The organism is Vibrio sp. JCM 18905 (assembly GCF_055393305.1).
Genome location: NZ_AP043880.1, coordinates 1,386,075 through 1,398,657 on the forward strand (window position 1 = coordinate 1,386,075; position 12,583 = coordinate 1,398,657).

Here is a 12,583-nt window from a genome sequence, read left to right on the forward strand (position 1 = left end):
AGACTCCTAGCTTGGAAGCTTGAAAACTTCGGTATTGAACAAGTTGAAATCAAGAAATGTGTCACGAGACACTAGTTTTACGTTATTGAAGCTACCGAAAAGCTCTTCCATTGCTTCAGTTGTCGGTATGTCGAAGCAGCAGATGTACATCGTGAGAGACTTGTTTCCGAGTGAGCGTTTGATTAAGTTAGTTATGTGTTCGTCCGCAAACGAAAACCCAAAAACAACAAGTACAGAGTCTTGCTTTTCAAGCTCATAGCTCATTAATCTGAGCATTTGATAGTAGTGTTCATCAAATACGGTTTCATGAAACTTCCACTTTGTAGGGTTTACTATCGGGAGTTTCTTGTATATCTCCCAGAACTTCTTTTCTTTGCCGCTGAACTCTGCGCAAAAATCAATGGAGTCGAAGTCATCTCTATCTGAGTGCTCGTCGTTTAAAATATCTTCTAGCTCTTCTAGTTCACCCTCAATGTCATCGAAGAAATCATCATCGTATTTTGGTTTATTGTCGTCGTAGTTTACTGAGATTCTTGCATCATCTAGATTCCAAAATGCAGAGCCGTGTAGATGAACAAGATTAGCCTGCGGAATCTCGCACTTGTTTTTGCCAAATACGCTGTGTCGAACTTCCAAGGTATCGAAGTTACGAGCCTCAAGGAACTTGCGGCGAAACCCTTTTGCGCCATCATTTAGCGTAAAGTCGAGATTGGCATGGTCTAAGAGTAACTCTTCATAAGCTTCAGCAAAGCAAGAATCATAGTTAGTAGTAAAAATGTTTGCCTTGAGTTGCGATTTATTTCTTGAAGCAATCGCTCTTAACGTTAAAAGCAACTGCTTGTAGTTCTCGATAACGGCCAGTTTTTTCTTGTCATCGGCATCGTTTAGTATGTCAGCGCCAATCTTTATAGATTCGAGGTCGAACATAATTACTGGCTCAATGCAGTTTCTATAGTAATGCATGAAAAGCAGTGTTTTAAGCTCGCTCTTTCCAGTGTCCTCAAAGTATTTCCCAAGCGTTTCAATAGACTCGCCGTCCATCTCGGTCGCAAGGGTAGGGAAAAGCCCGAAGGATGCGCCTGAGCCAATCAGAAGGTTGACGTTGTGTTGCCAGACATCATTGATGCTTATTTCTTCTATGAGTTCCATGGTTTCTTTCTTGAGAGCTTGTTGTTACAGGCATTATACCGAAATAGATTTTTCCCAGTCAGTGACTTAGGTTAAGTATGGGTTGTTTATTGCGCTTGTATTTCGCGTTAAAATACTAGTTGAGAAAAATGTTTACTTTTCTTAATCCAAACACTAAATACAGATGTGAAAATAGAGATGCTGACCTGCTCCACTACTTATTGCTGCCATGGTTAGGCTCCTGGCCTCCTGAACAATTCAATGCATTCCAATTACCACGTAGAGGCGGAGAAACTACTATTGCTTCCATCATGTTTCCTGTTTTCAAGTGGCATGTTGCATATCTTTTCACAGATTACCGACATGACGAAAACTAAGTCAAGTTACGCTTTGCCGACATTAGGATTTATACAGTACTAACACCGAATGGGGCGTGCGACGTGAAGTCGTATGAAGCGCTGTTCACCGCTTAATGTGTGAACCATCTGTATCACCAGATGAACCTAGGACTCTGAATAAAGTAGCGAGTCTGACAATGTAACGAAGACTGGTCATGTACCAGTCGGGATCTAAATCGTGAGAGGACGATCCTCCTGATAACCACAAAATTGGGTGAGTGCTAGGTAGTCAGCATGATGAACATACGTGAATTCGCATAAGGTGCGTTATACGTTGAAACAGCGGAAGTGGTTAATACGCTGTAGCCAAAAGGCAAGAGAGTCGGAAAGAGATTGCCCCATGCTCTTTCGTGATCATTGAACTCTCCGCACCATAGCGAGCATCTACCCTGACATTGCGTAACATACGGAACACGGTAAGCCTGTATTACTCCCTCTGGGAAAGCCTCTGTGGCCGATAGTGATGCAGGTAGAGGATGTTGGAAAAAGCGAAGGCTGCATTGTAACGATGCAGATACAGATTCATATCTGATCACGAAAGTGGGCTGACTTCCGACTGGTCTTCCATTGCAAGATAATTTGAAGAACTTTATTCAAGGAGAAACGCAAATGATGATTTCAAAAGAGATTAGTGCCTCTCCTGACAGTGCTCAATGGCAATCCATCAATTGGAAAGCCGTTGAATCCCATGTTTTAAAGCTTCAGATGCGTATTGCAAAGGCAACACGAGAAGGTAAACACGGCAAAGCGAAAGCATTGCAGTGGATATTGACTCACTCGCGTTCAGCAAAACTTCTTGCTGTTAAGCGAGTATCACAAAATAAAGGCAGTAAAACGCCTGGAATAGACGGCGCTATCTGGAATACGGATACGCGCCGCATGAAAGCAGTCAATCAATTGAGCAGGAAAGCTTATCAAGCCAAACCACTCAAGCGTATCTACATCCCCAAGAAAAACGGTAAACTCAGGCCGCTGGGTATCCCGTGCATGGTTGATAGAGCACAGCAAGCGCTTCATCTTCTTGCACTGGAGCCAGTATCAGAAACACTTGCCGATCCCAATAGCTACGGTTTTCGACCCAATAGAAGTACTGCTGATGCAATTGCTCAGTGTTTCATCTGTTTAAGTCAAAAGAGATCCGCGCAATGGGTGCTTGAGGGAGACATCAAAGCCTGTTTCGATAAAATCGGACATCAATGGCTTATGAATAACATTGCCGTAGATAAACGCATGTTGGAACAATGGTTAAAGTCTGGTTTTATGGACAAAGGACTGTTCTATCGCACTGACGAGGGAACACCACAAGGCGGGGTCATATCTCCGACCTTGATGTTAATGACACTTGCAGGGCTTGAACAGCGCATAAAGTCTACCGCACTAAAAAAGGGTGCGAGAGCCAACTTTATTGGATACGCCGACGATTTCGTCGTCACCTGTGCTTCAAAGGAAGTGCTGGAGAACGATATCAAACCGTTGATTGCTGATTTCTTAGCAGAAAGAGGCTTAACACTCTCCGAAGAGAAAACGCACATTACCCACATCAGCCGTGGTTTTGACTTCCTAGGTTTTAATCATCGGAAGTACAAAGGAAAACTGCTCATTAAACCGAGCAAATCCAACACATTGATGCTCTTGAGTAACTTGCGCGAACTCATCAAGAAGCACGCAATCATCCCTGTTAACGATCTAATCAAGTTGATAAATCCGAAACTCAGGGGTTGGTCGAATTACTATCGACACTGCGTTGCTAAACAGGTATTCGGATATGTAGGTCACAAGCTATTCCATGCGTTATGGCACTGGGCTAAAAGGCGTCATCCGACTAAGTCTAGAACTTGGATTGCCCTTAAATACTTCATCAACCGTCAAGGTCAATGGCAGTTTCACGGTTGGCAGAAGATCATGGATATGGATTGTCAGTTCAATCTGTTTCAAATAGCTAAGGTGCCGATTGAGAGGCATGTGAAAATCAGGAGTGCTGTAACGCCTTTTGATCCTCAATACCAAGAATACTTGGCAAAGAGAAAATCAAAGAAGTTATGTCGTAACTCTTGGCGTGAGCCTACTCTCGCTGCTTTATAAGTTGCTGGGTACCAACTGGTGCCTTCGTGAAGGCTTGAGCCTAGTGCGGTGAAAGTTGCACGCTGGGTTCTTAGAGGGGCGACACTTGGTAACAGGTGTCGTCTACTCGACAGATGTGTTTTAGGTTTTACTCTAGCTCAGCCGATTTCGATTAATAAAGTAAGTTTGAACCCTACAGAGCAGGACATTATCCTTCATCGAACAGCCTTTTGTAGGGCCAGATAATACTCGATATCATCAGGCTTTACTTTTTGCTTATTGCGACCAGAGCGAATATAGAAGTGTTCTCTACCCACCTTCTCTTGGTAAAAGAATAAGTAATCTTTTGATGGCCTTATCTTAACCCAAGCGACGGTATGACCATTGATCGGCACTAGAGTAGTGGATAGTAGTTCGCTTGGCTTTGATTGTTTTTGATTGGTCATCGTTAATAGCACGAATGGAGATCTTATCTCGAAAAAGAGAAGTTAGTTGCATCACAAACTTGTCTTCAGAAGAATTATGATAGTGCTCTAGCTCCTCTTCAATCCCATGAAATTTGAGATAGTGTCGCTGCTGTCTAGTGCTCTCTTAAAATGTTTGTTATGCGCGTGGTTGGGGAAGAACCATTTAGGGTAACCTGTCAGATCTTGTCACATCGAAGTAACGAAACTGACAGTTTAGAGTCAGATTAATTCATCTAAATGACCTAGATATAACTTCTAGGTGACCTGGCGAGTTTATGCATTATCTTCAGCGTTAATTAGTGACTAACGCTTCATCTATAAATTTTGATATCTTTGTATGGCGGCTAAAAGCCTTTGATATAAGGAGAGATTCGTATAGAACCGACACATCTCCTACAAACACAACTTGGTGCTTTGCTCTGGTTAACGCTGTATAAATTAGATGTCGGTCAATGACCCTCGACTTTTTGATTACAACAATTACACGGTCAAATTGACTACCTTGGCTTTTATGAACTGTCAGTCCGTATGCATGCTCTAAGTGCTTTAACTCTGACGGGTTTAAGGTTACTTGTGTACCTTCAAAGTCCACAAAAACCTCTTGATTGGTTGAGTTGATTATCTTACCAATAGATCCATTTCTAATCCCTTTGGAATAATCGTTTCTTGTATACATGACAAGCTCACCAACCCTCAAGGTGCTACCATTTATAGCGTGTTGTACTGTTCCATATTCGGTATCTGTAAACTCTATAGCATCTCCCTTGGAAAACTTGTCATGTATGAGCGTATTTAGGCTTAGAACGCCGCCTGAGGAGGATTTAATTGCAGACAAGAGAAGGACATCATTATTTTCACCGTTTCCACCTAATTCTTCGTATAGCCGCAATGATTCTGTCTCAATATCTGCGTTGCTACACTGAACGAAACTAACGCCTTGCCCAATACCTTTATAGGGAGCGAAAGGGATGGGTTCTCTCGTCATTGGATAGCATCTCACTTTGTTTGCTACCGTAGGTATGCCAGAGGCTTCTGACTGTCGCTTAACCGATGTCAGGTTAGGATTGAAAATATTTTCTACACCAACGAGAGCATGGAAAATAAGACCGATTCCGACTGGTGGTAACTGTTCTTCATCTCCCGTCAGTATAATTCTCCCATTACTTGGAATTCTTTTTAGTAATTGATATATAGAAAGAATATCTATCATGGACGCTTCATCAATGATGAATGTAGCATCCTCTGGAATGTCATCCTGATTGACGTGATACATGAACGCTGCAATTGTCATGGCTTGACGTCCTGTAGCCTCCGTAATTCTCATGGCGGCTTTTCCAGACAATGCCATCAAATAGATTTTGCTAGTCAGTTTTAAACTTTCCAATGCGAAACAGATAGCTTCAAGTACGGTTGTTTTGCCGCATCCAGCACCGCCTGTCAGGACAGATAGTCTGGCAGCAGTACAAATCGATACTGCATGTTGTTGCTCTTCAGTAAGCTCAAAACCAACTCGTGATTCGTATTGCGCAATAATGGCATCAATATGCTTGCTAACAATTGGATTTAATGGATATTTAGTAAGACTAGATATTATTGAAGCGACACCTGATTCAACGATATCCATGCTTCTGACCTGCGCTATGTCTTCGTCAACAATTACTTCTTTATCTTCAATCGAGATATCAATAGCTGTCAGGGCTAAGTCACCAATTTTTCTTCTTAGTTTCTGCCTTAATTCTGCAAGTGGTAGGCACGTGTTACCTGATTTGAATCCTTCATAAAGTGTTTCTTTTGCATACGCTACAAGGCGTTCTGGGGAGTCAGATTTAAAGCCAAGCCGATTTATTGCATACTCATCCAGGGCTTCTAAACTCGCCATAAACATTACAAGCACATAGGGATTAGCTTTAATCTTGTCATAAGCACTTAGCCCCCATATTTTTAAGACAGATTCACCCACATATGCTGGTACACCTAAGTCGTCTAATAGCTTTAGACAATGTAACTCTTGATACGCATTCAGACCATCGATCAACGTCTGAGCAACGTGTGCGCCTAAGATAGGGGTCAGCCTATCAGCATCATTATTAGCCGCAATTTGGTATAGTTCGTCGCCATAAAAGGACACTAGTTTTTCAGCCTTTACTCCACTTATCCCTTTGAATACTTTGGATTCTGACAGGAGTCTCTTTAAATTTTCGTTTGCAGCCTTAACAAAAGATATCTTTGTGGGTTTTATGACTTTTTCTTCCTTTGACGTGCCATCTTTCCACGTTATTTTTTGTTTTTCTACGGTGCCTTCGACATGCCAAAAATGCTTTTCTTTGAATATTGAAGGAGTGGGTGCTACATCAAATCCAGCTTTAATGACAAAACGCGTGGGACTATCACAAAGAGTTACAGCAGAAAATATAATTCCTCCCTTTGCCCCTTTACTACGAATGGAACGAATTTGCACATCACCAGAGAATTGCTCCATTACAAGCGTCCTGTTTCCATCATGTAGCTTTCAATCACTTCTAGATGCTTCAGTTTTTCTTCAGTTTTTTGAAGCTGAATTTTGGTTTCGCTAAGTTCTTGTTCTAGTGCAGCATTGCATTCCTGAGCAAATTTCAGAGTCTTTTTATCTACACTATTTGAGATAGCGGCAGATTTTTCACTTACCTGGTCTGTACCAGTTCTTGAATCCTTGGTGAGTATCCCTTTCTTTAATAAATCAGTGACGACTTCATCAAATTTTTCAATGATTTTAGAATTTTCATTAATTCTTTTCCTGTCAAAGCCACATTCTTTAGCGATAGCTTGTTTGTTCAAACTGTGATTGTCTCTAGAGCGATAATCTTCCCAATCTCCCTCAGATTCTCGCTCTCTCACAAATGTTATGAACTTTTGGTAATTAACTTCTGCTTGAGGATTCGCCATTAATTTTCCTTATGTTTTTTCAGCTTTGTCGGATAAATAAACTCAGGGTCAATACCTTGATCTTCCAGCATTTGATAACAGTCATTTAAGCGTAATTGAAGGGCTTCAATCTTACGGGTCAATTCCTGATTCGCTTCCTTTTGTGCTTCATACTTTTCCTTGTAGCCATCAATAGGCGTTGCTCCTTGCGAAGGATCTACGGTTTTATATCCTCGCAGAAATTCTCTGACTTCTTTATACCGCTTCATATATGGTGTGTTGCGATTCAAAGTCATACGAGTTACACCACATCTGTCAGCAATGTAATCATGTCCAAATTCGTGCTTATACTCTGGGTTTTTAATAAAAAACTCTAAACTACTCAGCGCAATAGTTTGCCACTCTGGAGCCTTACTCATCTTTTATATTCTCTGGATTAAATATTTGAACGATAGGAATTTTATGAGCTTCATTTTTTTCTGCGTTTTCATAGGCTTTTAGTGCAGCAATGCAACCGTTTATTGTGTCTATACAAAACTGTACATGTTGGTCTAGAGGTTCTTGGTTATTCAGTTTCAATGAAAGCTCATCGTAGTTTGGCAATAGCGCACTTAGCTGATTTTCATAATGAAGCTTTGTATTGTGAATATTAACTAGAGCTTCTTTATCGGTTGGATCTATTCCAAAATGATTGCATGTTTCACCATCATTACCCCGTAGACACATCATTCCTTTTTGACACGGTGATACGTCTAAATCTCTGTCGCAAGTTCCCCAAGGGGTGTAATGAACAGCAGACATGGTGTGATTTAGAGCTGTCTCTATTTCATCTAGCGAAACGTTATTATTTCTCATACGCTTTATGCGTCTGCCCAGAACATCATCGGGTGGATTTTCAGACATATACCGTTTACGCATTGCCTCAGCTCGTTCTTTCGCTGTTCGATGGTCGTAATGTCTTGTTTGTCCAGGCGTTCGCCCCATCCATAGGTCAATTGCTGATTCGTTTTTTCCCGCCCGAATTAGGGCTGTAGTAACCCAGTGGCGTATTTGATGTGAATTCAAAGAAACAACGTCACCGTTTTCATCTTTAATATCGTAGTTTTCGAATATCGTTTTATGGCGGCTTCCTTTTTCGTCATTGTTTATCCATCGAGTGTAAGCCCTATATGTCAAAGGACATGGAATTAAGCCATGAGATTTTGTCCCTGCGTCAAAAGTATCATTCTTAGCAATAAACAAAAATTCACTAAAAGGCATATCAATTGTATAGGAGGTTGATACAATCTCTTCTTTTGCATCAACGTTATCATTAGCTCGATACACCATCCTTTTGGTGTCTTCATACTCTTTCAAACAAAGTTTGCTAAGCTCTTCTTTTGAGATAATGACTCTTTGTCTTGCGGCTCTTTCGTCACCATACTTACACTTTAATTTACCGACAATTGATTGTGAGTATCGACCCTGAATAGCTTTACTTTCTCTCAACAAACTTACGGTTAGTCCCGAAACATGTATGTCACCACTTGTGCCTATTTCACTACGAGCAAAATGAAGAGCGGGGTCATATCCATGTTCCTTGAGAGCATTCTCAAAATTCTCAGGTCGATCTGGAAAGGTAAATGAATTTATAAATGCTTGAGCACCTTCTTGCTCAACTTTACGAGCAAAGTCTCGGTGAGGCTTTGTTATTTCAAGGATTCTTGCATGGGCATCTACTATCACTTTTTCCCAAATTTTAGGGATAGACTTAGCGAAAGCAAGTTCCCCTTTTTCGACTGGCACTCTGAGGAAATAACGCTGTCTGTCTTCATCGAACCCAAGGCAATCTTTGTGAAGACGAAGTACTTCTCCGATACGTAGCCCTAGACCTTCCATAAAAGGTGTAGCTAGCAATCTAAGCTCATCATATCCATCTTTTGGTTGAAAGTATTCTGGTGTACCGCCTGATTCGACAAGGCGTTTAGCCGCATCAAATTTTTGTTTTATGCGCCCAAAGTACAGACCAATATCTTCAACATGTTTTTCTTTCTGAGCTTCCTTTTTTGTATTCGTGGTTACGTCATTACGTTCCAATGCAGGGTTTTTCATGTTAACTTTAGGCACAAAGGTCTTACAAAAGCTCTTCTTAACTACAAAATTCTTGATAAAAGATACCGAGTCTTTATAACGCTCAAAGGTGCCTCTGGGCTTTTCATAATAGGTTTGTAGTAATGGTATTAGGGCATCAATTTTACTTTGATCCATTGATAGCAATGCGTTTTCATCAAAGTTTAGTGAAGTTCCTAGCCAGGCGATACGACTAAGTAAGCCTGGAATAGTTCGTTCATTTCCAGATTTGTGTTTTTTAATACTATGTAGTGTAAAAAGGCGATATATGTCTCCCCATATCCCTTGCATCAAGACGCTATCTTCAATTTTTGTATGGGAAGTAACGATTGCTCCATTTATATCAAGACATCCTCTAAAATAGATAGTGCGACCGCGATACTGCCAACCGCTCTCATCCCATTGACCTTTTATGGTTCCTTTCGACACTAATGTGTCGAAGTCAACTTGTGCTAAATTCCTCTCTTCATGAACACGGTCTATTAGTGTTTGTAGAGCCTTATTTACTTTTTGAGAGCGAAAATCGATAGGGTTCATCGTTATTTTTCACCCCTCATAATTTTTTGAGCTTCAACAATTTGTAAAGCACCTTCATATGCTTCGCTTAACTGATGTTGAACCGCTCCTGTTGAATTATTTTTGACAAATTCGACTTCTTTCTCGATTACTTCTAGTTGTTTTTGATGATTAGCGTCCTTGAAGGGTCTAAAGCGGCTACAGCCATAGCAACTCACTGTTGGATGATATTCACATAAGGTCTTTTTTAAACACTTCCCAATAGAGAGAACATCCGATACACGAATTAGGCTACCTTCAAGATTATCGTCTTCATCGATAAAATAACCTTGCCATCGTAAAGCGGCATTTTTTAGAGCAGTAGATACTTCAAACGTATCATCGATAAAATCAATAAGATCTTGATTGTATTTAAAATAGTGCTGTACTGATGCGGTTGTTGAATGGTCTAGAGCTAACGCAACTTCTTCAGGTGTCTTGCCCTCCATCACCATGCGAGTGCCTAACGTATAACGGAAACGATAGGCGTTCATTTTAAGTGGATAAGGATTACCGTCTTCATCCCTGCAATACACAGACTTTAATTGCAATAGTTGAGGAATTTCAATGCCAAATGTGGAAGTGATTCTTTTTGAGTTGACATGCCATGCATAAGGAGCCAATAGCTTATGTTTTAAGAATTCACTATTAACTTTTTTTGCTTTAAATAATGGTCTCGGAAGTTCTTTACCGTCTGCATCCATTTCAACTAAGTTGGAATGGTCTTGAATTAATTGATTAATCTCTGCTGCTAACTCTACTGGCAATTCGCGAACAGTAAAGTTCCCTTCGGTTCTACGCAATTGTGCGGCACGCCCCTTTACTCGTGGGATCAGAATATACCAAGCTAGCTTCTTTTTATCGTAATAAATATCGTCTTCACGTAGTAAAGCTAGTTGTATAGGTCTAAGTCCAAATCTTTTGGCTAATCCAACTAAAACGCGAAACTCAGTCTTAACTTTTTCATCCTGTATTGCTGTTGTTATTTGAGAAATTTCTGAGCGAGTGAAGGGGCCATATTCATGATCTAACATAGATACGCGCTCTTTACGTCCAATCGCTTTAACCGCGACTTCAGAAACTTTTAGTTCTAACTCATCTGTAAAGCCCCAGTAATCATTGGCGATACCGTACTTAACAAATTGTCTAATAGATAAGAAAGCTCGCTGATTATCCTTATTTTTGAGGATAACTGAAGATAGTTTTCTGCCTAGTTCTTTCGCAAATTTTCTTTCATTTGAGTAGGTATCTTCGGTAAAGCTAATACCTTGTAATACGTTAAAACCTTCGGAGATATGATTAATTGAAGCTGGAGATCTTTCAATTGCTGTATCTATCCAACATTTAGCAGCGATGTAGTCGAGGTAAGTATCGCCAGAATAATGATCACTTAAGTTATAAAAATCATGGCCTTTACCTACGTTGATTAGCTGAATTCTATTCAACAAACGTCCGCTTAGATCCCGTAACTGAACAGTTTGTCCAAAATAAGTTTCAATCTGAGATGGGAAAGGGTCACAATCACCATTTAAGCTTGAGACGAAATCATATACTTGAGAATAAGGATCAAATGAATCTTCTGATAAATATTGTGTAGCCGCATGCCCCATATTTATTCACTCTTTGCTAAATATTCAGATAGCTTTCTTTGTAGAAGCCCTTTTGTATAGTGCTTAGGCATATTACTGGTTGAAGACCAACCGCCCCAAGTCGTTAATGTATCTTGCATATCTCCCGATTTAGTCATTGGAGAGTTGGAACCTTCATAATCTTTATCAACGGCATCGCGAACTTCAATCCCTTTAGTAACTCGTAAGCGGTGAGGATGAATAGTGTTAACCAGTTCAGGCATTTTTCGATAAAGGCTGTCGATCAAATATGATAGCCCATCGGTAGTCATTGCTCCCCCATCTGATTTACTTACAAATAGGTAGTCTGTTAATTGATCATTAAATGGTTTACGTAGCTTAGGTCTATCTTCTTCAATATAATCAATAAGTAAGTTCGACAAACCTTGAGATATGGGCAATTCTCGCCCTAAGGTTTTATGCGAAGCTCCGTCTGCTCGACCCCGAAAACTTTTACTGTTTTTATCTTCTGTGGTAATCACCACAGTTGGATTGGTTGTTAGTTTCAGATGCTCGTCGTTATTTTTAATTAAAACTAGCTCAGCAGCACGGCAACCTAGCTCAATGAGTAATAGAATCGCACAAGCATTTCTTCTTTGAAGTTCTGGGCTAAAAGGGTTTACTTCATTAAAAAAGTCTATAGTCGAGGGTCTTACAATATCCCTAATTATGTTCACTTCCTCGACTGATAATGACTTAGCTTGGTTCGTATGGATTTCTATCTCTGTCTTGGAGTAGCGTTTTTTCCTAAACCGTCCGATCATCGCAAAAACATGTTTTTGTCGGTCATCCATACGTTCCAAGTCATTCAATCTATTAACATAACGAGAATAATGAAAACTTAAAAATTGTGATATAGAGTCAATTCGACGATTAAAGGTGGACGGTTTGACCACTACACCATCATCAACAGTGTAATTGTAATTCACTAATAGAGCTGAGCTTATAGCCGTAATTTGCCGATGGCTGAGAATTTTAATGGCTGCGGCATCTTCGAAAAATGAGGGATGATGTCTATCGACATACTCATAGAAAACAGCTAAGTCACGTAATCGCGCTTTTACTGTATTTAGCGGTTTGCTATGCCACAAATCGAATCCCCATAGCGCAGCCGATGGAAGTGGGCAGTCGCAATCCTCGGTATCAACCAGCATTGGAAGGAGTTGATTATCATATTTAGGGTGACGAATGTTTTTGACTTTGTATCTCATAAGCGATGTTACATATCCATGTAAGGTGAAATATCCTTATGGGTTTTAGGTTATATCTTAAATGTTACATATTCAAGTGGCGTGAAATATTTTCACTTTAAAATAAAAAAAGGCGTCACAAGGAC

Annotated in this window: 8 protein-coding genes; 1 reads left to right on the top strand and 7 read right to left on the bottom strand. The window is 40.3% G+C overall.

Annotated elements, in window-relative coordinates:
* Positions 1–6: 6 nt before the first annotated feature.
* Positions 7–1,149: an SIR2 family protein gene (locus tag ACZ5ZC_RS23085; RefSeq protein ID WP_047725741.1), complete on the bottom strand. Its 1,143-nt coding sequence runs from the start codon at positions 1,147–1,149 to the stop codon at positions 7–9.
* Positions 1,150–2,135: 986 nt separating this feature from the next.
* Here ACZ5ZC_RS23085 and ltrA point away from each other — a divergent pair.
* On the top strand, positions 2,136–3,608 hold the full coding sequence (ltrA, locus tag ACZ5ZC_RS23090; protein ID WP_464931487.1) for a group II intron reverse transcriptase/maturase: 1,473 nt from the start codon (positions 2,136–2,138) through the stop codon (positions 3,606–3,608).
* 738 nt (positions 3,609–4,346) lie between these two features.
* On the opposite strand, the gene ACZ5ZC_RS23095 is transcribed toward ltrA, so the two are convergent.
* The 6 genes from ACZ5ZC_RS23095 to ACZ5ZC_RS23120 are packed head-to-tail and all read right to left on the bottom strand — an operon-like array spanning position 4,347 to position 12,458.
* On the bottom strand, positions 4,347–6,533 hold the full coding sequence (locus tag ACZ5ZC_RS23095) for an ATP-dependent DNA helicase (protein ID WP_047725739.1): 2,187 nt from the start codon (positions 6,531–6,533) through the stop codon (positions 4,347–4,349).
* Positions 6,533–6,976, bottom strand: a complete 444-nt coding sequence (locus ACZ5ZC_RS23100; RefSeq protein ID WP_054867917.1) for a hypothetical protein — start codon at positions 6,974–6,976, stop codon at positions 6,533–6,535. Before ACZ5ZC_RS23100 ends, ACZ5ZC_RS23095 begins: the two co-directional genes overlap by 1 nt.
* Complete coding sequence (locus ACZ5ZC_RS23105; RefSeq protein ID WP_047725737.1) at positions 6,976–7,374, bottom strand: hypothetical protein; 399 nt, start codon at positions 7,372–7,374, stop codon at positions 6,976–6,978. The genes ACZ5ZC_RS23100 and ACZ5ZC_RS23105 overlap by 1 nt, the downstream gene beginning before the upstream one ends.
* Positions 7,367–9,601: a hypothetical protein gene (locus ACZ5ZC_RS23110; protein ID WP_464932330.1), complete on the bottom strand. Its 2,235-nt coding sequence runs from the start codon at positions 9,599–9,601 to the stop codon at positions 7,367–7,369. The genes ACZ5ZC_RS23105 and ACZ5ZC_RS23110 overlap by 8 nt, the downstream gene beginning before the upstream one ends.
* 2 nt (positions 9,602–9,603) lie before the next feature.
* On the bottom strand, positions 9,604–11,229 hold the full coding sequence (locus ACZ5ZC_RS23115) for a site-specific integrase (RefSeq protein ID WP_078231368.1): 1,626 nt from the start codon (positions 11,227–11,229) through the stop codon (positions 9,604–9,606).
* Positions 11,230–11,231: 2 nt separating this feature from the next.
* Positions 11,232–12,458 (bottom strand): tyrosine-type recombinase/integrase, encoded by a 1,227-nt coding sequence (locus tag ACZ5ZC_RS23120; protein WP_078231369.1) that lies wholly within the window; start codon positions 12,456–12,458, stop codon positions 11,232–11,234.
* Positions 12,459–12,583: the final 125 nt, after the last annotated feature.

What these genes read in the sequence shown, in the direction of transcription:
- ACZ5ZC_RS23095 (WP_047725739.1), bottom strand. Translation starts at nt 6,533, where the DNA reads ATGGAGCAATTCTCTGGTGATGTGCAAATTCGTTCCATTCGTAGTAAA.
- ACZ5ZC_RS23120 (WP_078231369.1), bottom strand. Translation starts at nt 12,458, where the DNA reads ATGAGATACAAAGTCAAAAACATTCGTCACCCTAAATATGATAATCAA.
- ACZ5ZC_RS23105 (WP_047725737.1), bottom strand. Translation starts at nt 7,374, where the DNA reads ATGAGTAAGGCTCCAGAGTGGCAAACTATTGCGCTGAGTAGTTTAGAG.
- ACZ5ZC_RS23115 (WP_078231368.1), bottom strand. Translation starts at nt 11,229, where the DNA reads ATGGGGCATGCGGCTACACAATATTTATCAGAAGATTCATTTGATCCT.
- ltrA (WP_464931487.1), top strand. Translation starts at nt 2,136, where the DNA reads ATGATGATTTCAAAAGAGATTAGTGCCTCTCCTGACAGTGCTCAATGG.
- ACZ5ZC_RS23100 (WP_054867917.1), bottom strand. Translation starts at nt 6,976, where the DNA reads ATGGCGAATCCTCAAGCAGAAGTTAATTACCAAAAGTTCATAACATTT.
- ACZ5ZC_RS23110 (WP_464932330.1), bottom strand. Translation starts at nt 9,601, where the DNA reads ATGAACCCTATCGATTTTCGCTCTCAAAAAGTAAATAAGGCTCTACAA.
- ACZ5ZC_RS23085 (WP_047725741.1), bottom strand. Translation starts at nt 1,149, where the DNA reads ATGGAACTCATAGAAGAAATAAGCATCAATGATGTCTGGCAACACAAC.